Origin of the sequence: Flavobacterium sharifuzzamanii (genome assembly GCF_003254585.1) — a bacterium.
GTDB classification, from domain to species: Bacteria; Bacteroidota; Bacteroidia; order Flavobacteriales; family Flavobacteriaceae; genus Flavobacterium; species Flavobacterium sharifuzzamanii.
In genome coordinates, this window is record NZ_QJGZ01000031.1 from 99,701 (window position 1) to 125,798 (window position 26,098).

The following is a 26,098-nucleotide window of genomic DNA, read 5'->3' on the forward strand; positions in this document are numbered from 1 at the left end:
CATAATTCAACAAATTTATTTCCAGACAATTATGCTAATAAATGAAAACTCAAGACCAAGTACTTCTACGCATTTTACAAATCATTTAAAAAAAAAGCCCAACATAAAAAAGTTGAGCTTTTCAAAAATTATCTAATTATTAAAATTGACAAATTATCTAATTGAAAGATTATTTAGCAGAATCTGATATTTCCTTCCCACAGGAATAATATCGTCATTTGACATTGTGAGATTTTTGGTCGTAACAGCAGAAATTTTAGTTGTATTTACAATATAAGATCTGTGAACTTGCAGAAAATGTGCACAATCAATTTCGGCGCTTATACTTGCAAGCGAACCGTAAATGACAATTGGAGATTTTAATTTACAGTTGTACAATTTCATGTAATTGCCCAGACTTTCGATATATAAAATATCAGAAAGAGGCGTTTCAATTACTTGTCCGTTGGAACGATAAGAAAGTACTTTTTCGTCGTCGTTGTTTTCTTTTTTAAGATTATTTCCCGAATGATACGTTTTGGCTTTTTCTATTGCTTTTGAGAATTTATCAAACGAAATGGGTTTCATTAAATAATCTATCGCATCGTTTTGATAGGCCGAAAGCGCAAAGTCAGAATAAGCTGTTGTCACAATCGTAATGGGGCGTTTGGGCTGAAGTTCCATTAATTCTACACCCGAAATTACGGGCATATTAATGTCAAGAAAAATAATATCGTATTGGTTTTCGTTGAGCAGTTTTATGGCTTCCATACCATTAAAAGCACTTCCAGAATGTTCCAGTTCGTCAAATTTGGAGATGTGCGAAATCAAGGCTTTGTGCGCCGGCGATTCGTCATCGATTATTAGACAGCGGTAGGTAAGTGCCATATACTCAATTTTACGATAAAGATATCTTTTTCTTTTTTACAGCTCAAATCATGTTTTAGACGATAAACTTCTAGACGTCTTTTTAAGTTTTCAATTCCAATTCCCGTGCTCGAAAGACGCGATCCCGAATCGAGATAATTGTTTTTCAAAGTAAAAACAACGCTTCGGCAATTTACCTTCAGATCAAGATTGATAAAAGGTTCGGCAGTTTCGGCAGAAAACTTCACTGCATTTTCTACCAAAGGCAGAAAGAACAAAGGCGGAATCTCGATTTGGTCATGAACGCCTTCAATTTTTTGCGTTACGGCAAGTCTTTCATTTCTAAAGGTGTAATATTCTATGTATTTTTTAATAAATGCAATTTCTTCCTGCATTAAAACAAAATCTTTCTTAGAAGCTTCTATCTGATAGCGCAGCAAATCTGAAAGATTCAGGATTCGATCTGGAACTTTTTCTGGTTCTAATAAAGCTTCTCCGTAAAGATTATTCATAGCATTCAATAAAAAATGCGGATTCAGCTGTTGTTTTAAAAACGAAAGTTCTGATTTGAAATTCATAATATCTTTATCGGCTTGGCTCATTTTTTTGCTAATAACAATATGCAGGAAATAAAAGAAACAGCCGTTTATAATAAGCGATACAATCTGAAGGGTTTTTAAATTTCCTAACTCGACAAGCGGAAGGAACCAATTCATGAAGAAATAAAAACAAGTCCAATAAGCCGCAAGAAGCGTAAAAAAGATTTTAAACCTTTTATGAAATAAAAAAGGTTTGATGATGCAGATATTAAAAATCGTAATCCAAACAATACACGGAAAATATCCCATGGCAATTTTACTAAGAATATAAGACCAGCTGTGTCCGTCGAGTCTTACTTCGTCATAAATACAGGCCAAAATAACTAAGTAAACAAGTGTATTTACGATTAGGTTTCGCAGAAAAAAGTTTTGGTAGATTTTTGCAATTGTCATAGCGGCAAAAATAATACAATCATATAGTTTGTAGGTATTTATAAAGAAAAATTTATACCAACGCCATTCGTATAAATCATACGCCATTGGTATAAAATTGCTGTTAAAATAAGGACGTCTGCTTTATTTTTGATCTTGAGTTTCTATAATCTTTTTAATAATAAATAAAAATGTACCAGTTTAAAGAATTACAAGAAGCAGAGAGACTTGTGGAAATTTTTAAAACAAATGTCCAGAAAGAATCTGATCGGGATTATATCATGACGGTTATGCAAAATCAGTTTCCAGATTATAAAATCAATTTTGATCTGGAAGATTGCGATAAAATTTTACGAATTGAAGGTGTTGATTTGCAATACGATAATGTTGTGAATTATGTTTCTAGTTTGGGCTATACTTGCATAAGACTAGAATAATGTTTTTATAAAAACACAGTCAAAATCGGGTAAAAGTACGCAGCTGTATTTCTTTTTTTTGTAAGTATTTTGTATGATATTCTAATTTAAAACTAAATGCAGAAATGATCGGTTTTATACTTTCGATTTTCCTATTTCTTCTAGAACAGTTAGCTTAATAAAGCTGTCTGCGTTCTGGCTTAATTACAGCTTTTTCATTACGAAAAGGTTTGTGCTTTTTTGCATATTATTTTTCTAATTTTGTGGCATGAAAAAAGCACTCCAACTCTTCGATTTTAGCCAGAAAGTCAATTACAAAAATGAAATTTTAGCGGGTTTAACTGTAGCAATGACTATGATTCCAGAATCGCTGTCGTTTGCTATTTTGGCTGGATTTCCACCATTAGTTGGGTTATACGCAGCTTTTATTGCCGGATTGGTTACGGCTATTTTTGGCGGAAGACCCGGAATGATTTCGGGCGGAGCAGGAGCAACGGTAATTGTTTTGATCGCCTTGATGAAATCGCACGGAATAGAATATGTTTTTGCCGCCGTAGCTCTTGGCGGTGTTGTCCAGATCTGTATCGGACTCTTTAAACTCGGAAAATTTATTCGGTTAGTTCCGCAACCTGTAATGTTTGGCTTTGTAAACGGTTTGGCAGTTGTCATTTTTATGTCTCAACTGGAACAGTTTAAAACCGTTGTAAATGGACAGGTTTCTTGGCTTGAGGGAACTCCTTTGTATATTATGTTAGGTTTGGTTGCTTTGACAATTGCAATTGTTTTGATTTTTCCGAAAATTACAAAAGCGGTTCCAGCATCTTTAGTAGCGATTATGGTTGTTTTTGCCTTGGTAATTATTTTTAATATCGAAACCAAAACGGTTGAAGATATCGCTTCAGTTCAAGGCGGATTTCCTCCGTTTCATATTCCGAATATTCCATTTTCTTTTGAAACTTTAAAAGTGATATTTCCGTACTCGGTAATTGTTGCAGCGGTTGGTTTGACTGAAGGTTTGCTTACGCTGAATTTGGTTGATGAAATTACGGGAACAAGAGGAAATAGCAATAGAGAATGCATTGCGCAAGGAAGCTCGAACATTTTAAATGGCTTTTTCTACGGAATGGGAGGCTGTCCAATGATTGCGCAAACTTTAGTAAATCTTGGAGCAGGATCAAGAGCTAGACTTTCAGGAATTATTGCAGCTTTGACTATTTTAATGATTATCCTTTTTGGAGCTCCTGTAATCGGTAAATTGCCAATGGCGGCTTTAGTAGGAGTTATGATGATGGTAGCTATTACTACTTTTGAATGGGCAAGTTTCAGGATTATTAATAAAATGCCAAGACATGATATTTTTGTTGGAATTCTAGTTGCTGTAATCACAATTGTACTGCATAATTTGGCTTTGGCAGTTTTAATTGGCGTAATTATTTCGGCTTTGGTTTTTGCTTGGGAAAGTGCCAAAAGAATCCGTGCACGACATTATATTGACGAAAACGGAATAAAACATTACGAAATTTATGGTCCATTATTCTTTGGTTCAACAGCTGCTTTTTTAGAAAAATTTGATATCAAGAACGATCCTGATCATATTATAATTGATTTTAAAGAAAGTCGCGTTTCTGATATGTCGGCAATTGAAGCTTTGAACAATATTACGAAGAAATACAATCAGCTTAATAAAACAGTAGAGTTACAGCATTTAAGCGAAGACTGCAGACAATTGCTGAAAAATGCTGATGCTGTTATAAAAGTGAATGTTATTGAAGATCCGACGTACAAAGTGGTGTCTTGATAATTGTTAATTGTGAATTATTAATTGTAAATTATAAAAAACACGGCCAATATTCTGTAGAGACGCACTGCAGTGCGTCTATGCAATGTATATAAAAAACAAACCCGACAAGTTTTTAAAACCTGTCGGGTTTGTTATTTTTATCGGAATCACTCAGGGTGACATTTGATTTTGCAACAGATAAATTTATGCTTTATTGGCTTGCCTCCAGTTTTAGCTGAGCATAAGAAAAAGGCTTTAGCCAAACCTAGTAGTTTGGCTAAAGCCTTTTAAAATGTTTAAATAAGCTGAACTCCAGCTAAAGCTGGAGACAATTCAATTTCTTTGATTGCCTAATTATCAAATAGACACATTATCTAATTTTTGCGCAGCGCACCCTCAACATCACTCAATTTCCCATCAATTTCACCTACTTGCAAACCTAAAATATGAGCAATTAAAGGATAAACCGAAACGTTCTGAAACGTTTTTATTTTTTTATTGATTTTAAAAGCAGGGCCTTTTGCGTAAAAAATGGCATGCATATCTTTTTCGTTATTGTCATAACCATGCGTTCCGCCATTTATATGAGTACTTTCTTTGCTAACTAAACTCCATCCTTTTTCAGCTTCAATAACAAAATCATGCACACGCGGATTCGTTCCGTAATGTAATCTTTCAGGAACTTCAGTCGATTTCCAGAATTTAATATGTGGCACTTTTTTCAAAGCATTGGCAATCGAATCTTGATAGCCTGGTTTTGCCTGCAAACTCATAATTGGGTTAATAACGTCTTTATAACCTAACCATTCTGGTTTTATATAATCCAACACCGCTACTTTTTTATCATTGCTGATAGTAGCCATTCCGTGGTCAGAAACGATGATTAAATTGATTTGTTTTCCAATAGGTAATTGATCTAATCGTCTAGAAATTTCTCCCATAATGGAATCCATTTTGATTACTGTTTTTTCAGTTTTTGGCGAAAGCGGACCAAAATTATGTCCAGTATGATCTGGCTCGTCAAAATACAAAGTCACCAAATGCGGACGCTGTTTTTCTGGAAGCTGTAGCCATTTCATAACCGTATCGATTCTAGCTCCGTACGGAACTTTACCATCGTAATTTTTAAAATAGCTCGGATTTCTTTTGTCGATATCAGAACCTGGCCAAAAGAAAGAGGCTGTTTTTACGCCTTGCTGTTCAGCTAAATTCCAAATCGGATTTCCTCCATAAAATCTTGAATCATTTTTAGCATTGCTAGATAAAGAAAAAGACTGATTCAAAGAGGCATCATAAAAAACATTATTGATAATTCCGTGATGATCTGGATAAAGACCTGTCACAATAGAATAATGATTCGGGAAAGTCTTACTTGGATAAGACGGTTTCATTGATTTAGCATGAACGCCTTCTTTTTCAATTTGTTTCAGATTTGGAAGATTATACATTTTGCCATAATCCCAGCGAAAGCCATCCATAGAAACTAAAACTACATAATTGTCTTTAGCATTTTGGGCTTGTAAAAAGAATGAAAGCGAAAGAAAAACTAAAGATAGGAGTGAAGTAAAGTACTTTTTCATTTTTAATGTTATTGTGAAGTCGCAAAGGTAGAGATAACAGATTTTTTAAAGAAAAAGAGAATGTTAAATAAAGGAATAGCCACGAATTCACGAATTATTTTTTTATAATCTTTATCTATATTTTTATTGGCCACAGATTACACAGATTAAAAGGATTATAACCTGTGATAATCTTTTTAATCTGTGGCAAATAAATAAATACACAGATTAGAAAAAATAATTCGTGAATTCGTGGCTATTTTTCTTAGTTGAGTCGTGGCTAAAAAAAAAAGCGCCAGAAGTAAATCTAGCGCTTTTAAGTTTTAAGAAGAGAATGAATTACATCATTCCTGGCATTCCGCCACCCATTGGCATTCCGCCACCAGCATTTTCTTCTTTAATATCAATTAATGCACATTCTGTAGTTAAGATCATTCCAGAAACAGATGCAGCGTTTTCAAGAGCTACACGAGTTACTTTTTTAGGATCGATAATACCAGCAGTAAGCATATCTACATATTCGTCAGTTTTTGCGTTGTATCCAAAATCACCTTTTCCTTCAGAAACTTTAGCCACAACAACAGAACCTTCAAGACCAGCGTTTTCAACGATAGTTCTTAATGGAGCTTCAACAGCACGAGAAACGATTTGGATTCCAGTTGCTTCATCAGCATTGTCAGCTTTTAAGTCAGCTAAAGCAAGTTTAGCTCTCAATAAAGCAACACCACCACCAGCAACGATTCCTTCTTCTACAGCAGCGCGAGTAGCGTGTAAAGCGTCATCAACTCTATCTTTTTTCTCTTTCATTTCAACTTCAGAAGCAGCACCAACGTAAAGAACAGCAACACCACCAGCTAATTTAGCTAAACGTTCTTGCAATTTTTCTTTATCGTAATCAGATGTAGTAGTTTCCATCTGGCCTTTAATTTGGTTAACTCTGTTTTTGATGATATCAGCTTCACCAGCTCCGCTTACGATAGTTGTATTGTCTTTATCGATAGAAACTCTTTTTGCGTTTCCTAACATTTCGATAGTTGTATTTTCTAGAGTATAACCTCTTTCTTCAGAAATTACAGTTCCGCCAGTTAAGATTGCGATATCTTCTAACATTGCTTTTCTTCTGTCTCCAAAACCTGGAGCTTTTACAGCAGCAATTTTAAGAGCACCTCTTAATTTGTTTACTACTAAAGTAGAAAGAGCTTCTCCGTCAACATCTTCAGCAATAATCAATAATGGTTTTCCTGATTGAGCAACTGGCTCTAAAACTGGAAGTAATTCTTTTAAAGAAGATACTTTTTTGTCGTATAATAAGATGTATGGAGAGTCTAATTCAACTTCCATTTTCTCTGGATTTGTTACGAAGTAAGGAGAAAGGTATCCTCTGTCAAACTGCATTCCTTCAACAACGTCAACGAAAGTATCAGTTCCTTTAGCTTCTTCAACAGTGATAACACCTTCTTTTCCAACTTTAGCGAAAGCTGTAGCGATTAATTCACCAATAACTTCGTCATTGTTAGCAGAGATAGAAGCAATTTGCTGAATTTTATCAGAGTCGCTACCAACCACTTTAGCTTGTTTTGCTAAGTCAGCCACGATAGTTTCAACAGCTTTGTCGATGCCACGTTTCAAGTCCATTGGATTTGCTCCAGCCGCAACGTTTTTCAAGCCTTCTTTTACGATAGCTTGCGCTAAAACTGTAGCAGTTGTAGTTCCGTCTCCAGCTAAATCATTGGTTTTAGAAGCAACTTCTTTTACCATTTGCGCACCCATGTTTTCTAATGCGTCTTTTAATTCGATTTCTTTTGCAACAGAAACACCATCTTTAGTAACTGTAGGTCCACCAAATGATTTTCCGATAATTACGTTACGACCTTTTGGTCCAAGAGTTACTTTTACAGCATTTGCTAATGCATCAACACCACGTTTTAAACCGTCACGTGCTTCAATATCAAATTTTATATCTTTTGCCATTTTAATTTTTGTTTAAAGTTTGATTTTGTTTTAAGTTAAATGAAGTTCTTAATTCTTAATACTTCGTACTTAATACAATATTTTTTAGATAATTGCAAGGATATCGTCCTCACGCATAATCAAATAATCAGTACCTTCTAATTTTAATTCAGTACCTGCATATTTTCCGTAAAGAACAGTATCACCAACTTTTACAGTCATAGTGTGATCTTTAGTTCCGTTTCCTACTGCAACTACAGTTCCTTTTTGTGGTTTCTCTTTGGCAGTATCTGGAATAAAAATACCTGAGGCAGTTTTAGTTTCAGCTGCAACAGGCTCAATAAGTACGCGGTCTGAAAGCGGTTTAATGTTTAAAGCCATGATTTTATATTATTATAAGTTATACGATTTTTTTCTGTTCTATAAACTTTCAGAAACTGTGCCATGCTAGAAAAACTGACATTATTTCTTAAAAAAAATGCCAGCTTTGACAGGCTGGCATTAGATTTTATATAGAGCTTCTATTATTTAGCTGGTGCTGGAGTTGCAGGAGCTGGTGTAGTTCCTTGCGCTGGAGCTGCAGGTGCATTTGCAGGAGCTTCAGTTTTGTCAATGATTTTAGATTCTGTATCGCTTAAAGATCCAGAGAAGCTTAAGCTAGAAAGTAAAATTAGCACAATTAAAACAGTAGCTAAAGTCCAAGTACTTTTATCTAAAAAGTCAGTTGTTTTTTGTACTCCACCTAACATTTGAGTTCCGCTGATAGTAGACGATAATCCGCCTCCTTTAGGGTTTTGTACCATGATAACTACGATCAATAGAAAACAAACTATTGTGATTAAAACTAAAAAAATTGAAAATGTGCTCATTACTTAATTATTGTTATTGTTATTTTGTTGTAAAATCTTTATATCCGATATGCGGTCTGCAAAGAAAGTAATTTTTTCTGGATATTTCAAAATTAATATTTCATAAGCTTGAATTGCTTTTGTATATTTCTTTTGTTCCAGATATACTCTGGCCAGAGTCTCGGTCATTAGATACGAATTGTCCTCTACAGGGGGCTCAATTTGAACTACTGGAGCACTTGTTCCAGGTTTAATTGGAGAGATTTTCGGATTGGTTTCGATAAATTTATCGATAATTTCAGCCTTCTTTTGTCTCTCTTCTTCTTTTGCAGCTTCAATTTTAGCTTGTTCTTCTGGAGAAAGTTCATTTGACCTGTCAATTGGTTCTGTTCTAGATAGTTGAAGCCATTCTTGAAATGAATGTTTTTCGCTAAGAGAAAAATCCAAAGGTTTTCCAATTTCTAAATGCTCCGCAGCTGTTTTTGCAGGTTCATTAGGCTCTTCTTCTTCGATTATTTCTTCAATTGGCTCTTCGTTTTCTTCTTGAATTTTCTCTTCTTCTTCTTTATCCTCAGATTGCAGAACTTCTAGAATCTCTTCTTTTGTTTCTTCAGGCGCTTTTGTTTCAGCTTCTTTAATTGAAGAAAGAATAGATCGTTCAACAGAATTCATTTTAAATTCCGGAATGATCATTTCTTCAATAACGCTGTCATCTTCCTCTTCTTCAACAGAATTTAAAACAGGCACATCAATAGTAAGTTCCGATTTTATTTCCTCAGCTTTTGCAGATTGTTCAATAGTTGCAGCTTCTGATTCTTTAATCGAGCTTAAAATAGAATTTTCAATACGATCAAATTTATGCTCCTCAACTACATTTATAGATTCGGGTTCAGTTACAGAAGGAGTTTCAGAAACTTTAATAGAACTTAAAATAGAGTTTTCTATACGATCAATTTTAGGTTCTTCTGTTATTATTGGTTCTTCTTCTATTTCTTCTTCTGATAAGATTTCATTTTCTTTCTCAATATTTGAGACTGAATCAACAACATCAATTTTATTTTCTGTTTCGATTACTGGTTTTTCAAAACTAATTGAATGCGCTTCTTTAATAGCAAGAAAAATAGACGGATCTATTTCAGGAAGTTTTTTAGGCTCTTCTATTATTACTGGTTTCTCAAAAGTAACAGAATGTGCTTCTTTTATGGCCAGAAAAATAGAAGGGTCAATTTCAGGAACTTTTTTAGGTTCTTCAATAATTACAGGTTCTTCGGCTTTTAATGGTTCCTGCGATTTTATTGGCTCTTCGATTTTTGTAAATGAAGGAGTTTCAATTGAAGAAATAAGTGTTTCTTTTATTACATCTTGAACTGGCTGCTCTTCAAGATCTGTCTTTATTTCAATAGCTTTCTGAATCTGTTCTGGCGAAATGATTTCGCTGTCAAAAACTGTAATTTCAAGAAGATCTCTCAATTTTTGTTCGTAGAAATCATTCTGAATAGAAGTGAAAGCTTCTGAAGTAATGAAATCAAATAAAACAGAACGATCTGCTGTATGTGCAGCCGTTACCTTTAAAGCATAATTATACTTAAAACTGTTTTGATTGTAAAGTCCTTTTAATCGTAATGCGCGTGCACTTTGAAAATACGGAAACTCATTCAAAACACTGCCTAATGCATCCGCTTGCTTTTCTGTAATAGCATCGGGTTTGTTCATTAAGTAGGTATAATCGCTAACGTTCATTCTTTATTTTTGGTTTAATCGGTTAATTGTTTAATCGTTTATTCGTTTTTGTTTGTTTTATCGATTAAACGATTCAACAAACAGCAAAACTACCATTTTGCTAATGATTCATTAAAGATATCCTGCGTAATTCTTTCAAAAATAACTCTGATTGCTTCACTTAAAACAGATCCTGTTGGTAAGTCTCTTCCTGGGAAATCATAATAGAATTCAAAAGACTTTTCAAAATCATCTGTTTCTTTCTTTTTATTCATGAATCTCACATTAACACGAATCGATAAACGGTTTTGAGCTGCCTGTTGGTCTGCGGTCGCAGTCATTGGAGTGATTCTGTAATCTGTAATTTCCCCTTCATAAACTAAATCCCCGCCATTGCTAACTAAGTTTAAATTAGTTTGATTCATAATCAAATCCTGTAAAGCCAAGGTGAAAGTTCTGTCGATTCCAGGTTCAATTAAATCGGCATTATTGTGAAAGAAGTTAACCTGAAATGTTTTGGCATCGATTTTTCCAGTTCCTGTAAAGTTATATACAGAACAGCCACTTAACATAAAAAGGCTTAAAAGTGCAAAAAGAGAATATATTTTTTTCATAATATTTAAGAGGAAATCCCAATTTTTAAATTCCAAATTCCAATTGCGCCAAATATAGGTAATTGGAATTTGGAATTTCGAAATTGTAATTTAATTATTTTTATAAGTCGAATTGCTTGATTTTACGGTATAAAGTTCTTTCAGAAATACCTAGTTCATCTGCAGCAGCTTTACGTTTTCCTTTGTTTTTTTCTAATGATTTTTTGATCATTTCGATTTCTTTTTGCTCCAAACGTAAAATTTCTTCCTCTTCGATCGTTTCAGCAAATAAATAATTATCGTCTTGCATTTGATAATTGTCTTCTCGAACAGCAGGCGTTGTCATAACAGCAGTTCTTGGTTCTTCTTCAAAATCAATTTCGCTGTCGTTTTGCTGATTTCCGTATATTTTCTGAATTAGATTCGGATTAATATCCTGTACTTTAGACGTACCATTTTTCATCAACTCTAAAGTCAGTTTTTTCAAGTCGTTCAAGTCGCTTCTCATATCAAAAAGCACTTTGTACAGAATGTCTCTTTCTGTGCTAAAGTCACTTTCTTTTTTACTGTCGTTGATAACAGAAGGCAAATTGCTTCCTTCAGCTGGCAAGTAAGATTGTAAAGTAGCAAGACTAATATCGCGATTGGTTTCTAAAACAGAAATCTGCTCAGCTACATTTCGAAGCTGACGAATATTTCCGCTCCATCTAAACTTTTGCAAAAGCTGAACGGCATCATCATCCAATCGTAAAGGAGGCATTTTGTATTTATGAGCAAAATCGGCCACAAATTTTCTGAACAACAAATGAATATCGTCATTTCTTTCGCGTAAAGGTGGTAATGTAATTTCGACTGTACTTAAACGATAGTACAGATCTTCACGGAATTTTCCTTTTTCGATTGCATTGAATAAATTCACGTTTGTTGCAGCAACAATACGGACATTGGTTTTTTGAACTTGTGAAGAACCTACTTTAATAAATTCTCCGTTCTCAAGAACACGAAGCAATCTTACCTGAGTGGTTAGTGGTAATTCACCAACTTCATCTAAGAAGATTGTTCCGCCATCGGCCACTTCAAAATAACCTTCACGAGTACTTGTAGCACCTGTAAACGCGCCTTTTTCGTGACCAAAAAGTTCACTGTCAATTGTTCCTTCCGGAATTGCACCGCAGTTTACGGCAATATATTTACCATGCTTTCTGTGTGAAAGCGAATGTATAATTCTAGGAATATTTTCTTTACCAACACCACTTTCCCCAGTTACCATAACCGAAATATCAGTTGGAGCAACCTGAATGGCTTTTTCGATAGCACGATTTAATTTCGGATCATTACCAATAATCTCAAATCGCTGTTTTATTGCTTGAACTGTTTCCATATAGATTTTGTTTCAAGTTTTTATTTGTTTCAGGTTTTGCCTAAAACTTTGGCTTGTATTTTTTGTCTGCCACGAATTTCTCGAATTTCACAAATTCTTGAAAAGTGGTTAATGAATTACTCTTTTGTGTTGTAATGTCTTTTTATTAAAATTAACGATAATTCCTAAATCACTATCAGCTAATTTTAAATAATTTATTGTTTGAGCGATATATTCATCAACTATTTCTTTTGGTGCTTTTACTTCTAATATGATTTCGTGATAAACTACAAAATCGGCATAAAATTTATGCGCTAAAACAATTTCTTTATATTGAATATCGTATTCTTTTTCACGTTCATAGGGGATATTATGTTTTTTGAACTCGTATTCTAACGCGTCTTTGTAAACAATTTCCAAAAGACCTCCGCCTAAAATTCTATGAACTTCCATACAAATTCCAACAATTTTATAGTACTCTTCTTTTCTGTATAATTCCATGCTTGTTTTTTTAAAACAAAGCTATAGAAATTTTTGAAAGAAAATTCGTGTAAATTTGTGAAATTCGTGGCGAAAAAAAAACTTAATTCATGCTACTAAGCCCAACTGCTTCGCCTTTTAAAGTTCCGCTAGTACAGCTTGTGATTTTTACGTTGACGAAATCTCCAATTTTGTAATTTTCTTTTGGGAAAACCACCGTTATGCTTTGAGAGTTTCTTCCAGAAAATTCATCTTTAGATTTCTTAGAAACTTTCTCTACTAAAACTTCAACTGTTTTGCCAACGAATTCCTCACTTCTAAACCAAGCATGTTTTTGTTGTAAATCGACAATTTCTTGTAATCTTCTTGCTTTAGTTTCCTCTTCAACATCATCCTTCATTTTTCTTCCAGCCAAAGTTCCAGGACGTTCAGAATACGAATACATATAACCGAAATTATATTTTACATATTCCATCAAGCTCATTGTATCTTGATGATCTTCTTCAGTTTCGGTTGGGAAACCAGCAATCATATCTTGAGAGATCGAAGCATCTGGAACAATTGCTCTAATTTTGTCAATCAAAGCCATGTATTCTTCACGAGAATGCAAACGATTCATTTCTTTTAAAATTCGGTTACTTCCAGATTGAACAGGAAGGTGAATATGTTTACAAATGTTTGGATATTTCGCAATAACATGTAAAATACTCTCATGCATATCCTGCGGATTTGAAGTCGAAAATCGAATACGCATTTTAGGAAAACCAGCAGCAACCATTTCTAACAATTGATCAAAATCAACTGCAGTTGCTTTTTGCATTTCAGAAGCATTTACGAAATCCTTTTTCAAACCGCCGCCGTACCAAAGGTAACTGTCAACGTTTTGACCTAAAAGCGTAACTTCTTTATAGCCTTTGTTCCATAAATCCTGAATTTCGGCCATAATACTTTGCGGCTCACGGCTTCTTTCGCGTCCGCGTGTAAATGGTACAACGCAAAACGTACACATATTATCGCATCCGCGCGTGATCGAAACCAAAGCGGTGATTCCGTTGCTCATTAAACGAACAGGTGAAATATCTCCGTACGTTTCTTCTTTTGATAAAATTACATTAATGGCGTCGCGTCCTTCTTCAACTTCAGCCAATAAATTCGGAAGATCTTTATAAGCATCAGGACCAACAACAAGATCAACTATTTTCTCTTCTTCCAAAAACTGACTTTTCAAACGTTCAGCCATACAACCCAAAACGCCCACTTTCATTTTTGGATTCGTGCGTTTTACTGCATTGTATTTCTCTAAACGCTTGCGAATGGTCTGTTCTGCTTTATCTCTAATAGAGCAAGTGTTCACCAAAACCAAATCGGCTTCTTCTAGAACAGAAGTTGTGTTATAACCTCCGTCAGACAAAATGGAAGCTACGACTTCACTGTCCGAAAAATTCATCGCACAGCCGTAACTTTCTATGAATAGTTTTTTAGTATTCTCAGGTTTATTTTCCAAAACAAGACTTTCGCCTTGTTTGCTTTCTTCAATAATCTTTTCCATTGTAAAAATTCAAAGTGCAAAGATAGCGTAATTGAAACGAATATGACAAGATGTCAGATAAAGAATTAACAATGTTTTAAAAATTTTAGATTGCAGATTTTGGATTTTAGATTATGTGGTGTTTATCAATTGATTTGTACTGGTTGTAAGTTTAAATTCAACTGCAAAAAATCTAAAATCTAAAATCTGCAATCTAAAATAAAGGGATTCCTTGGTTAAAAATCACTAAAAGTTATACCTATATATATTATCGATATTATTACAGATAAATCTGCAATTTTAAGTTTCATAATATCAAAATACCTCAAAAATGCATTCGTAAGGTTAATATTTAAAAAAAATAAATACTTTTGTTGCAGAAAAATAGAGCAATGGCAAAGAATTTAGTAATAGTGGAGTCACCTGCAAAGGCGAAAACGATCGAGAAATTTCTTGGGAGTGATTTTCAGGTGGAGTCAAGTTATGGACACATAGCGGACTTACCATCAAAGGAAATAGGAGTAGATGTAGAAAATGGTTTTAAACCAAAATATGAAGTTTCTCCGGATAAAAAAGCCTTGGTAACGAAACTTAAATCACTATCTAAGAATGCCGAAACGGTTTGGTTAGCATCCGATGAGGACCGCGAGGGAGAGGCTATTTCATGGCACTTGGCGGAAGAATTAAAATTGGATACAAAAAAGACCAAACGAATTGTTTTTCATGAGATTACAAAATCTGCGATTCTCAAAGCAATCGATAATCCAAGAGAAATTGACTATAATTTAGTAAACGCACAACAAGCACGTCGTGTTTTAGATCGTTTAGTGGGTTACGAATTGTCTCCTGTTTTATGGAGAAAAATCAAAGGCGGACTTTCAGCAGGTCGTGTGCAGTCAGTTTCTGTACGTTTGATTGTGGAAAGAGAACGCGAAATTCAAAATTTTAATGCAGTTGCAACATATTCAATTGTTGCAGAATTTGTAAACGAAGCTGGAAAAGCTTTCAAAGCAAAACTTCCAAAAAACTTCAATACTAAAAAAGAAGCCGAAGATTTCTTAAATCAAAACATCGGCTCTAAATATAAGGTAGCCGATTTAGAAACTAAGCCTACCAAAAAATCTCCAACAGCACCTTTTACAACTTCGACACTTCAGCAGGAAGCGGCGAGAAAATTGTATTTGCCAGTTGGAATTACCATGCAGTTAGCACAGCGTTTATATGAGGCGGGACTTATTACTTATATGAGAACCGATTCTGTAAATCTTTCTAAAGAGGCAATGGATGCTGCACAAGCAGAAATTATCAAATCTTACGGAAAAGAATTCTCTAAGCCGAGAGTTTTTGCTAATAAAAATAAAGGAGCACAAGAAGCGCACGAAGCAATTCGTCCAACTGATATGTCTCGACATACTGTAAATATCGACCGTGATCAGGCTCGTTTATACGATTTGATCTGGAAAAGAACTTTGGCTTCGCAAATGAGCGATGCACAGCTTGAAAGAACAAATGTGAAGATCGAAGCAGATAATCATGATGAGATTTTTACAGCTTCAGGAGAAGTATTACTTTTTGAAGGTTTTTTAAAAGTATACTTAGAAGGTCATGATGATGACGAAGAAGAGCAAGAAGGAATGCTTCCAGCTTTAAAAGTAAACGAAAAACTGGCTAATAACTATATTACAGCCACAGAACGATATTCAAGACCGCCTGCACGTTACACAGAGGCATCTTTGGTTAAAAAACTGGAGGAACTTGGAATTGGTCGTCCTTCGACTTACGCGCCAACAATTTCTACAATTATCAATAGAAATTATGTTGAAAAAGGAACTCTTGAAGGGGTAGAGCGTAATTATACACAGCTTACTTTGCAAAATAGTAAAGTAGGTGAGAAGGTTCTGAAAGAAAATACAGGTTCTGATAAAGGAAAATTGGTTCCTACAGATATCGGAACGATTGTTACTGATTTCTTGGTAAAGAATTTTGGAAACATTTTAGATTATAATTTCACTGCGAAAGTAGAGCAGGATTTTGACGAAATTGCCGAAGGAAATATAGACTGGGCAAAAATGATGCAGGATTTCTACAATAAATTTCATCCAAATGTAAAAGAAGTTGAGGCCAACGCCGAACGCGAAAGTGGAGAAAGAATTTTAGGAAAAGATGCTGACGGAAGACAAGTTTCTGTTCGTTTAGGAAAATTTGGGCCAATGGCACAGATTGGAGAGGCAGACGATGAAGATAAAAAGTTTGCCAGCTTAATGGCAGATCAAAATATAGGAAACATTACGCTTGAAGAAGCTTTGAATTTATTCTTGCTTCCAAAAAGTTTAGGTGAATATAAAGGAGAAGAGGTAGAAGTAAATAATGGTCGTTACGGTCCTTATGTTCGTCACGGAAGTGTTTTTATCTCATTGCCTAGAGGAGAAGATCCTTTAAATGTTTCTAAAGAAAGAGCTCAGGAGTTAATTGACGAAAAAGCACTTGCGGATGCGCCAATTGCAGTTTATAAAGGAGAAGCTGTTCAAAAAGGAGTGGGACGTTTTGGACCATTCATTAAATGGAACGGTCTTTTTGTAAATGTGAGCAAGAAATACAATTTTGATAATCTTTCTCAAGCAGATGTTGAAGAATTGATTGAAGAAAAACTTCAGAAAAACATCGATAAGGTTATTCATAACTGGGAAGAAGAAGGAATTGTAGTAGAAAAAGCTCGTTGGGGACGTTCTGTAATTTTAAAAGGAAAAATCAAAATTGAATTAAGCAAAGATGTTGATGCGACAAAATTAACATTAGCACAAGTTCAAGAAATGATTGCGGCTAAAACGCCTGCTAAAAAAGCGCCTGCAAAGAAAACTGCAGCTAAAACAACAACGGCTAAAAAAGCTCCAGCTAAAAAAACAGCTGCTAAAAAGAAATAAGTATATAAATGGAATTTGATTTTCTAGAACCAGTTAATGATGGAATTGTAAGATTCATCGGAGGGCTGTCTTCACAAGAGCTTGGAAGTAAAGTTGTTTTTCATACCCAAGATCAGTTTCCTGATATTGCACAAATTAGCATTGCTATAATTGGTGTATTGGAAGACCGTACAAACATCAATATGATTAACGAAGTTAATCTTTCTGCTGTGCGTAAAAAGCTTTATAGTATGTTTCCGGGCAATTGGGATGCATCAATTGCAGATTTAGGAGATATACTTGCAGGCGATTCTGTAGAGGATACTTATTTTGCATTAAAGAAAGTTACATCTGCATTAATCAAGAATAAAGTCATACCTATAGTCCTAGGAGGTTCTCAGGATTTGACCTATGCTTTATATCGTGCTTATGATGATTTGGAGCAGATGGTAAATTTGGTTGCAGTTGATAATAAATTCGATTTTGGTAAAGAAAATGAGTCAGTTTCGGCTAATTCATATCTTACAAAAATCATTATTGATGAGCCAAATAACCTTTTTAACTATTGTAATATAGGATATCAAACTTATTATAATTCGCAAGAGGAAATCGATCTGATTGAGAAACTGTTTTTTGATGCTTACCGTTTGGGTGAAATTTCAAATAAAATTACATTGGCTGAGCCAGTTTTTAGAGATGCAGACTTGGTTAGTATAGATTTGAATTCTGTAAAGTCTTCTGCTTCAGCAAACATGGTTACTTTTGAGCCAAACGGATTCAACGGAAAAGAAATTTGTGCTTTGGCTAGATATGCTGGTATCAGTGATAAAGTTTCCTCTTTTGGAGTATTTAATCATAACAGTACATTGGCAGAATCAGCTATCATTGCTCAGATTGTATGGTATTTTATTGAAGGTTATCACTACCGCTCAAAAGAATATCCGTTTGGAAGTAGAGCCAACTATTTAAAATATATTGTGCCGCTAGATGATGAAGAATTGATATTTTACAAAAGTGATAAAACTGACCGCTGGTGGATCGAAATTCCATACGAATCAAATGGCAGCAATAAACTGAAAAGAAATACGTTATTACCTTGTTCTTACGAAGAATATTTGTCGGCTTGCAATCAAGAATTGCCAGAAAGATGGTGGAAAGCGCAAAGAAAAAATGCTTTATAGATCGAAAATTTAAGTGAATTCTTAGGTTTTTAAAACCTTGTTAAAAAGGTTAAAATAAATTAGTAAGAAAATATTTATATAACATAAAAATTAACGTTTTACATCGATTTTTTACTACAGTTTATCGATAAAATATTTTTTTTTTATTTTATTTAACATTATTTTTGAACGGTAAAATAAATTCGCAAGTAGTATTGTTTTTTAGATAAATAATAAATACGTTTACGGACTTTTAATAATGAATAGATAATCCCAAATTTATATGAAGAAGTTTATTGCATTTGCAGCAATGTTAACACTAGTAATCGGCTGTGGTAAGTCTGGTGACAAAGGTGAATTAGTCGGTGTTACAGGAGGGAAATGGCATCCCGAGAAGCCTTATGGAATGACATTAGTTCCGGGTGGATCTTTTATTATGGGTAAATCAGATGCTGATTTAGCTAACGTAGAAGATGCTCCAACTAAAACTGTAACTGTTCGTTCATTTTATATGGATGAAACTGAGATTACAAATAGTGAGTATCGTCAATTTGTGGAGTGGGTAAAAGACTCTACAATGAGAGTTCGTTTAGCAATCTTAGCAGACGAAACTGGGCAAAAAGCTACTGATGGAAAAGGTAAAAAAGGCGGAAGCATTGCTGATTACGCTTTTAATGATTCTGATCCAGAAAAAATGACAGCTTATGACAAATATATGTACGACAACTACTATAGTGTTGGTACAAAAGATGATCCATATGCTGGAAGAAAATTAAACAGAAAAGTAAAATTAATTAAAGATACAAAAGCTTATCCAGATGAGTATTACGCTGAAGTAATGGATTCTATGTATTTGCCAATTGAAGAATCGTACAACGGTTTAAGAACAATTGATGTAAATAAATTGAAGTTCCGTTATTCTTGGATGGATATTCAAGCTGCTGCAAAAGCAAAAGTTGGAAAAAGAAGTGACTTCGTAAAAACTGAGCAGGTTAATGTTTATCCTGATACTGCAGTTTGGATTAAAGATTTCGCTTATTCATATAATGAGCCAATGCACAATGATTACTTCTGGCACAAGGCTTATGGAGATTATCCAGTAGTGGGTGTGACTTGGAAACAAGCTAAAGCATTCTGTGCTTGGAGAACTTTAAACAAAAACAGCTACATTAAATCTAAGAAAAAAGGACGTGATTTAGTAAATGCTTTCAGATTACCTACTGAAGCAGAATGGGAGTATGCTGCTAGAGGTGGTCTAGAGTCTGCAACTTACCCATGGGGAGGTCCTTATACTAAGAGTGATAGAGGTTGTTTCTTAGCTAACTTCAAACCAAGTAGAGGAGATTATGCTGCTGATGAAGCACTTTATACAGTTGAAGCTAAATCATACGATGTAAATGGTTATGGATTGTACAACATGGCAGGAAACGTTTCTGAGTGGACAGATTCAGCTTACAATCCAAACGCTTACGAATATGTATCAACAATGAATCCAAACGTTATCGATGGTAAAAACCAAAGAAAAGTTGTTCGTGGAGGTTCTTGGAAAGACGTTGCTTATTTCCTACAGGTAAGTACTCGTGACCACGAATATGCTGACTCAGCAAGAAGTTATATCGGATTCAGAACTGTACAAGATTACATGGGTACTCAAGTTACAGGAAACAGAAAAAAGTAATTTATAATTAATTCAATATCCAACAAATCTATTTTAAACCTAAAAAAAAAGTATTATGGCATTATTAAGTAAAAAAGCAATGAATTTCGCTTATGGTATGGGAGCGGCAGTGGTAATCGTTGGAGCGTTATTCAAAATTACTCACTTTGAGATTGGACCATTAACAGGTACAGTTATGCTTTCAGTAGGATTAGTTACTGAGGCGTTAATTTTTGCGCTTTCTGCTTTCGAACCAGTTGAAGAAGAACTAGATTGGACTCTAGTTTACCCAGAATTAGCTAACGGACAAGCTAGAGAGAAAAAAGCTAAAGCTGAAACTCCAACTGATGCTCAAGGATTATTATCTCAAAAATTAGACACATTATTAAAAGAAGCTAAAATTGACGGTGAATTAATGTCAAGTTTAGGAAACAGCATTAAAAACTTCGAATCTGCTGCTAAAGGAATTGCTCCAACTGTAGATTCAATCGCTGGACAAAAGAAATATTCTGAAGAATTATCTGTTGCTGCAGCTCAAATGGAATCATTAAACAGTTTATATAAAGTACAATTAGAAAGTGCTTCTAGAAATGCTGAGGCTAACAAAGAAATTGCTGAAAACGCTTCTAAATTAAAAGAACAAATGGCATCTATGACTGCAAACATTGCTTCTTTAAACAGCGTTTACGGTGGTATGCTTTCTGCAATGAGTAACAAAGGATAATTAGTTTTTAACTAAATATTAAATTTATTAATAAGAACTAATTAAAGAAAAATGGCAGGAGGAAAATTAACCCCTAGACAGAAGATGATTAACCTGATGTATCTGGTTTTCATCGCGATGTTAGCAATGAACGTATCAAAAGAAGTTATTTCTGCTTTTGGTTTGATGAATGAAAAATTTGAAGGTGCAAATAAAACATCGACAGAGACAAATGCAGGTTTATTAACTTCTTTGGATCAAAAAGCTGCTGAAGCAAAAGGAGAATTTGCAATTGCTGCAGTAACAGCTCACAAAGTTGAAACAATTACAAAAGAATTTTATGATTATATAGGTACTCTAAAAACTCAGGCTGTTAAAGGTTTCGAAGTTGATAAAGCAACTGGAAAAATGCCTTATGAGTCTATGGATAGAGGTGATAATATCGACGACTGGTTTACAGGAGACGGTTACACTAAAAAAGGTAACGAAATTATCGCTAAAATCGAAAAATATAAAGCTGATATCAAAGCTGCTTTAGGAACAGACAAAAAATACGCAGCAATTATCGCTGAGGTTGAAAAGAAATTTGATGTTTCTGATGTTAAAAATAAAGAAGGACTTAAAGAAAAGTATTTAGCTTACCACTTTAAAGGATTCCCAGCTATTGCTTCTGCGGCTAAACTTTCAGCTTGGCAGAATGATGTTAAAAAGACTGAAACAGACGTTTACAACAGTGCATTAGGTAAAGCTGCAGTTGCTGCTGCTTCTTACAGCAACTACCAAGCGATCGTTGTTTTAGATAAAAATGCTTATTTCCAAGGAGAAAAAGTTACTGGTAAAGTTGTTTTAGGTCGTTATGATGAAAACACTACACCAACTTCTTTCCAAGGTCCTGGACAAATTGTAAACGGACAAGCTGTTATCTCTTTAACTGCTGGTGGAGTTGGAGAACAAGATATCAACGGACAATTTACTTTCTTAGAGGATGGAAAAAATATTCCTTTAAAATTTTCTGGTAAATACGTTGTAGTTCCAAGACCAAACGCTGCTACAATTTCTGCAGATAAAATGAACGTAGTATATAGAGGTGTTGTTAACCCAATCTCTGTATCTTTCGCAGGTGTTGACGCTAACAAGATTGTTGCAAGTGCTCCAGGTTTATCTTCTGCTGGAAAACCAGGAAAATATAACATGAGCCCAGGTCAAGGTACTGAAACTACAATTTCTGTAACTGGTACTTTACCAAACGGTGATAAAGTAACTGATAAGAAAACATTCAGAATTAAAGGTATTCCTGGTCCAACAGGAACAATTAGAGGTGAGATGGGAGTTGTTAAAGGTCCTAAATCTAACTTAGAGATTGCTACTATTGGAGCTAAACTTCTTGATTTTGATTTTGAAGTTGGTTTAGATGTTGTTGGATTCAATATGAAAATTGCTGGACAACCTACAGTTGTTGTTACAGGAAACAAAATGAATGCACAATGTAAACAAGTACTTTCAAGAGCAGGTAAAGGAGACCAAGTTACTATTTCTGAAATTAAAACTAAACTTGTTGGAGCTGGTAGCTATTTATTACCAAGAACTGCTCCTGTAATTTACGAAATACAATAATAAAGTAGTGTAAGCTACATTCAATATCTTATAACGATACCACGATGAAAGTAAGAAATTTATTAATAGCTATTGTTTCTATCGCTGGAGGTTTTGCTTCTAATGCGCAATCAAATTTGCTAAACGCTAAAACTCCTGCTCAGATTGGACTTAAAACTCCTGCTCAATTAATATCTGACAATGATAAGCCATTGGCTTATGGTTATGTAGATGATAGAGATATCTTGATGGGAAAAACAACATGGGAAATCATTGATTTAAATGAAAAAATCAACTTTCCAATGTATTTTCCGGTAGATACAGCTAATATTGGTCCTAACAGACGTTCTCTTTATGACGTTTTAACTAAAGCTATTAAAAGTGGAAAAATAACTGAAGTATATACTGATAGTTATTTCAATACTAAAAAATCTATGAAAGACATCGAAGGATCTTTATCTCGTATTGATACAACTGATGCAGGTAGAGAGTTAATTAACCAATACCCTGATGACTACAAATCACGTGTTGTGAAGAAAAAAGTGGTTTCTGGTAAAGGTAAAAACAAATCGGTTTCTTACGTAGAAGAGACAGTTGGGCCAACAAGAACGGTTCCTGCTGAGTACATCTTGAAACAAGATCTTACTGCTGCAGATGTTAGTCAGTATAAAATTAAAGGATACTGGTATTTTGATAAACGTCAAAGTGAATTGAAATATCGTTTACTAGGAATTTGTCCAGTAACTCCTGACGTTTATACAATGAATAGTGATGAAAAGGATTATATTGAATTGTTTTGGGTATTCTTCCCAAATGCCAGAGAAGCACTGCATGAAGCAAAAGCTTTTAATGACAACAACTCAGCTCTTCCAATCTCATTTGATCAGATTTTGAATTCAAGACGTTTTAATGCTGTTGTTTACAAAGAAGAAAACCTTTACGGAGACAGAGCAATTAGCGATTACATGAAAGACAACGCACAAAACCAGTTGTTAGAATCTGAAAGAGTGAAAGAGAAAATTCGCAATTTCGAACAAGATATGTGGAACTACTAAGTTGATACATAGTATAATAATTAAAAAACTCTTACTACCTTTGTAGTAAGAGTTTTTTTTATGTCGAAAAGTGAACAACAGTATGTTTTGAGTTAATATTTGATTTCTTTTTGATTATGTAAGAAAAATAACAATATTTGTAATAAAATTTCGTTTAATGTTCTGTAAAATTTATCATGATGAAAGTAGGAAATTTATTAGTTGCTATTGTTGCTGTTCTCGGAAGTTTATCTTCTAATGCTCAGTCTAATTTACTTAATGCCAAAACAGCCGATCAGATAGGGATTAAGACGCCAGCTCAAATGATATCAGATAACGATAAGCCTTTAGCGTATGGTTATGTTGATGATAGAGATGTTTTGATGGGGAAAATGGTTTGGGAAATTATTGATTTGAATGAAAAAATCAATTTTCCATTATATTTTCCAGTAGATACTGCAAATATTGGTCCAGATAGAAGGTCGCTTTACGATATTTTGACGAAAGGAATCAGAAGCGGTAGAATAACAGAAGTCTATACAGATAGTTATTTTAATACAAAAAAGACCTTAAAAGATATTCAAGGGGCTTTATCTCGTGTTGATACCACAGATGCAGGTCGAGAACTTATTAATCAATATCCTGATGATTACAGAACGCGTGTTGTTAAGAAAAAAGTAGTTACAGGTACAGGAAAGAATAAGAAAGTAAATTACGTTGACCAAACTGTAGGGCCTACTAGAACAGTTCCTGCTGAATATATTTTGAAACAGGATCTTACAGCTGCAGATGTGAGTCAGTATAAGATTAAGGGTTTTTGGTACTTTGATAAAAGGCAAAGTGATCTAAAATACCGTCTATTGGGAATTTGTCCTGTAACTCCAGATGTTTACACAATGAATAGTGATGAAAAGGATTATATAGAGCTATTCTGGGTCTTTTTCCCTAATGCGCGCGAGGTACTGCATGAAGGAAAAGCTTTTAATGACAAAAACTCTGCCTTGCCTATTTCATTTGATCAGATCTTAAATTCGAGACGTTTTAATTCTGTGATATATAAAGAAGAAAATGTTTATGGGGATCGTGAAATCAAAGATTATATTAAAGATAATGCACAAAGCCAATTGTTGGAAGCTGAAAGAGTAAAAGAGAAGATTCGTAATTTTGAAGAAGATATGTGGAATTACTAAGCTCATAAACTCATAATAAGAAAAACTCTTGCTACCTTTGTAGTAAGAGTTTTTTTATTTTATCTATATACTTCACAATGCTTGATTATTTAATTGTCGGATCTGGATTGGCTGGAATTTCTTTTGCCGAAGTCGCCCTTAAGAATAACAAATCAATTTTACTTTTAGATGACAAATCTCAGAATTCCTCTAGAGTTGCTGGCGGTTTGTACAATCCCGTAATCTTAAAGCGCTTTAGTGAAGTCTGGAATGCAAAAGAACAGCTTGTATTAATGAACGAGTTTTATGATAAAGTAGAAGAGAAGCTCAAAGAGAAGTTCAATTTTAAAATGCCAGTTTTAAGAAAGTTCTTTTCAATTGAAGAGCAGAACAATTGGTTTTCGGCTTCAGATAAAATCAATCTAGTTCCTTTTTTATCAACTAAATTAATTTCAAAAAAATATAGCAGCATTGACTCTCCATTTGATTACGGAGAAGTTCTACATACAGGATATGTTGATACGGCTTTATTGCTAGATACTTATAGACAATATTTGCTTCAGAATGATTTGTTGAGAGAAGAATCTTTTGATTTTAGTGATATAGAATTTTTAGATTCAGGAATTCAATATAAAAACATTCAGGCTCGTCATATCATTTTTGCCGAAGGATTTGGAATGCATAAAAACCCATTTTTTAACTATCTTCCATTGGATGGAACAAAAGGTGAATTGTTTATTATAAAAGCTCCAGATTTAAATCTAGATGTGATTGTAAATACAAGTGTTTTTATTTTGCCTCTAGGGGATGATTTGTTTAAGGTTGGAGCAACCTATAATTGGCATGATAAAACTGCTGAACCTACAGAAGAAGGTAAACAAGAGCTTTTAGAGCGTATTAAAGAAATTATAACTTGTGACTTCGAGATAGTAAAACATTTTGCAGGAGTTCGACCAACAGTTGCAGACAGAAGACCTTTGCTAGGAACACATGAACAGCATAAGTCTCTGCACATTCTAAACGGATTAGGTACAAGAGGTGTTATGCTTGGTCCGGCAATGGCGCAAGCATTATATGATCATATCGAGAATAATATTCCACTAGATAAAGAAGCCGACATTAAACGATTTTATAAACGATATTTGAAAGGTCTTACTTTTGGGCAGCATTAGGATCGTAAGAAACAAACATATTAATATATAAGTTTCTTGAAAGACGTAAAACGAATGGGAATAAAATAACCAGTGTGATAATAATTGCCAAAAAAGACTGTTCTATTGTGGTGTTAAAAAACACAAAAGAAACTATAAAGGCTGCGACACCTACGGCTACGTTTAGAGCATAACTAACATACATGGCACCATAAAAAAACGAAGGTTCGATCTGGTATTTGAATCCGCAGTGGCTGCAATGCTCATTCATTTTTAGAACTTTACTTAAATGAAGCGGATTTTTGTCTTCATACATGCTTTCTTTTTGGCATTTTGGACAACTTCCTGTTATTATACTATTTAGTTTGGAGCCTCTTTTGAACATTTTAAGTAGATTTTATAGTCTTTAATTCACCTCATTTGTATTTGGATACCAGTGTGAATTGGAGTAATTATTTAAAGCAAATATAAGGTATTTTCAGGCGTTAAGCTATTAAATCAGGATAAAAACTTACAGCTTATGCTGATTTGATTTTGAGTATAATTTTTGTCGAGACAATGTTTCTTTTTTTCTAAAATGTATATAAGAGTTTATTCTCAATGCAATTATTTTTTGATTCATTAAAGAAGAAAAGTTCAGAATTAAACAAGGTTTTTAGTTTTTGAATTTTACAAAAGCTA

22 protein-coding genes are annotated in these 26,098 nt (G+C 34.1%); 10 read left to right on the top strand and 12 right to left on the bottom strand.

Features of this window, described 5'->3' with window-relative positions; translation table 11 throughout:
* Positions 1–153: 153 nt before the first annotated feature.
* Both DMA14_RS02325 and DMA14_RS02330 read right to left on the bottom strand, forming a co-directional pair.
* A complete protein-coding gene (locus tag DMA14_RS02325) occupies positions 154–867 on the bottom strand; it encodes a LytR/AlgR family response regulator transcription factor (RefSeq protein WP_111422820.1) in 714 nt (237 codons plus the stop codon).
* Positions 843–1,925: a sensor histidine kinase gene (locus tag DMA14_RS02330; protein ID WP_111422822.1), complete on the bottom strand. Its 1,083-nt coding sequence runs from the start codon at positions 1,923–1,925 to the stop codon at positions 843–845. Before DMA14_RS02330 ends, DMA14_RS02325 begins: the two co-directional genes overlap by 25 nt.
* Before the next feature lie 83 nt (positions 1,926–2,008).
* On the opposite strand from DMA14_RS02330, the gene DMA14_RS02335 reads away from it, so the two are divergent.
* Together DMA14_RS02335 and DMA14_RS02340 are read left to right on the top strand one after the other, a co-directional pair.
* Positions 2,009–2,254: a hypothetical protein gene (locus tag DMA14_RS02335; RefSeq protein WP_111422824.1), complete on the top strand. Its 246-nt coding sequence runs from the start codon at positions 2,009–2,011 to the stop codon at positions 2,252–2,254.
* Positions 2,255–2,501: 247 nt separating this feature from the next.
* Positions 2,502–4,031, top strand: coding sequence for a SulP family inorganic anion transporter (locus DMA14_RS02340; RefSeq protein WP_111422826.1), 1,530 nt, complete (start codon positions 2,502–2,504; stop codon positions 4,029–4,031).
* A gap of 356 nt (positions 4,032–4,387) precedes the next feature.
* Here DMA14_RS02340 and DMA14_RS02345 read toward each other — a convergent pair whose 3' ends face one another.
* The 9 genes from DMA14_RS02345 to miaB form a co-directional block, all read right to left on the bottom strand.
* Positions 4,388–5,593, bottom strand: a complete 1,206-nt coding sequence (locus tag DMA14_RS02345) for an alkaline phosphatase family protein (RefSeq protein WP_111422828.1) — start codon at positions 5,591–5,593, stop codon at positions 4,388–4,390.
* A gap of 318 nt (positions 5,594–5,911) precedes the next feature.
* Entirely contained in the window at positions 5,912–7,543 is a 1,632-nt protein-coding gene (gene groL, locus DMA14_RS02350; RefSeq protein ID WP_111365082.1) for a chaperonin GroEL, read from the bottom strand.
* Between the two features lie 84 nt (positions 7,544–7,627).
* The gene (locus DMA14_RS02355) at positions 7,628–7,903 is read right to left on the bottom strand and encodes a co-chaperone GroES (protein ID WP_008467105.1); all 276 of its coding nucleotides are present in this window, start codon (positions 7,901–7,903) and stop codon (positions 7,628–7,630) included.
* A gap of 143 nt (positions 7,904–8,046) precedes the next feature.
* On the bottom strand, positions 8,047–8,391 hold the full coding sequence (gene secG, locus DMA14_RS02360; protein WP_111365084.1) for a preprotein translocase subunit SecG: 345 nt from the start codon (positions 8,389–8,391) through the stop codon (positions 8,047–8,049).
* 3 nt (positions 8,392–8,394) lie between these two features.
* Positions 8,395–10,110: a tetratricopeptide repeat protein gene (locus DMA14_RS22870; RefSeq protein ID WP_203418239.1), complete on the bottom strand. Its 1,716-nt coding sequence runs from the start codon at positions 10,108–10,110 to the stop codon at positions 8,395–8,397.
* 89 nt (positions 10,111–10,199) lie between these two features.
* The gene (locus DMA14_RS02370; protein ID WP_111422830.1) at positions 10,200–10,703 is read right to left on the bottom strand and encodes an LptE family protein; all 504 of its coding nucleotides are present in this window, start codon (positions 10,701–10,703) and stop codon (positions 10,200–10,202) included.
* A 100-nt stretch (positions 10,704–10,803) separates the two neighbouring features.
* Positions 10,804–12,063: a sigma-54 interaction domain-containing protein gene (locus DMA14_RS02375; RefSeq protein WP_111422832.1), complete on the bottom strand. Its 1,260-nt coding sequence runs from the start codon at positions 12,061–12,063 to the stop codon at positions 10,804–10,806.
* A 108-nt stretch (positions 12,064–12,171) separates the two neighbouring features.
* Positions 12,172–12,543 (bottom strand): GxxExxY protein, encoded by a 372-nt coding sequence (locus DMA14_RS02380; RefSeq protein ID WP_111422834.1) that lies wholly within the window; start codon positions 12,541–12,543, stop codon positions 12,172–12,174.
* An 82-nt stretch (positions 12,544–12,625) separates the two neighbouring features.
* Complete coding sequence (gene miaB, locus DMA14_RS02385) at positions 12,626–14,071, bottom strand: tRNA (N6-isopentenyl adenosine(37)-C2)-methylthiotransferase MiaB (protein ID WP_111422836.1); 1,446 nt, start codon at positions 14,069–14,071, stop codon at positions 12,626–12,628.
* Between the two features lie 371 nt (positions 14,072–14,442).
* Here miaB and topA point away from each other — a divergent pair, with 371 nt between their 5' ends.
* The 8 genes from topA to DMA14_RS02425 all read left to right on the top strand — a co-directional run bounded on the left by topA (position 14,443) and on the right by DMA14_RS02425 (position 25,438).
* Positions 14,443–16,971 (top strand): type I DNA topoisomerase, encoded by a 2,529-nt coding sequence (topA, locus tag DMA14_RS02390; protein WP_111422838.1) that lies wholly within the window; start codon positions 14,443–14,445, stop codon positions 16,969–16,971.
* An 8-nt stretch (positions 16,972–16,979) separates the two neighbouring features.
* Positions 16,980–18,131: a formimidoylglutamase gene (locus DMA14_RS02395; protein WP_111422840.1), complete on the top strand. Its 1,152-nt coding sequence runs from the start codon at positions 16,980–16,982 to the stop codon at positions 18,129–18,131.
* Between the two features lie 262 nt (positions 18,132–18,393).
* Complete coding sequence (gene porK, locus DMA14_RS02400) at positions 18,394–19,788, top strand: T9SS ring complex lipoprotein PorK/GldK (protein ID WP_008467094.1); 1,395 nt, start codon at positions 18,394–18,396, stop codon at positions 19,786–19,788.
* A gap of 55 nt (positions 19,789–19,843) precedes the next feature.
* Positions 19,844–20,491 carry a type IX secretion system motor protein PorL/GldL gene (gene porL / locus DMA14_RS02405; protein ID WP_008467092.1) on the top strand — a complete coding sequence of 216 codons (648 nt, stop codon included), beginning with the start codon at positions 19,844–19,846 and terminating at the stop codon, positions 20,489–20,491.
* 51 nt (positions 20,492–20,542) lie between these two features.
* Entirely contained in the window at positions 20,543–22,084 is a 1,542-nt protein-coding gene (gene porM / locus DMA14_RS02410) for a type IX secretion system motor protein PorM/GldM (protein ID WP_111377315.1), read from the top strand.
* 44 nt (positions 22,085–22,128) lie between these two features.
* Positions 22,129–23,118: a type IX secretion system ring subunit PorN/GldN gene (gene porN / locus DMA14_RS02415; protein WP_111365097.1), complete on the top strand. Its 990-nt coding sequence runs from the start codon at positions 22,129–22,131 to the stop codon at positions 23,116–23,118.
* A gap of 179 nt (positions 23,119–23,297) precedes the next feature.
* Positions 23,298–24,287 (top strand): type IX secretion system ring subunit PorN/GldN, encoded by a 990-nt coding sequence (gene porN / locus DMA14_RS02420; RefSeq protein WP_111422874.1) that lies wholly within the window; start codon positions 23,298–23,300, stop codon positions 24,285–24,287.
* A 77-nt stretch (positions 24,288–24,364) separates the two neighbouring features.
* Positions 24,365–25,438: an NAD(P)/FAD-dependent oxidoreductase gene (locus tag DMA14_RS02425; protein WP_111422842.1), complete on the top strand. Its 1,074-nt coding sequence runs from the start codon at positions 24,365–24,367 to the stop codon at positions 25,436–25,438.
* Here DMA14_RS02425 and DMA14_RS02430 read toward each other — a convergent pair.
* Positions 25,419–25,802, bottom strand: a complete 384-nt coding sequence (locus DMA14_RS02430) for a DUF983 domain-containing protein (RefSeq protein WP_111422844.1) — start codon at positions 25,800–25,802, stop codon at positions 25,419–25,421. The two genes, DMA14_RS02425 and DMA14_RS02430, sit on opposite strands and share 20 nt — an antisense overlap.
* Between the last annotated feature and the right edge of the window lie 296 nt (positions 25,803–26,098).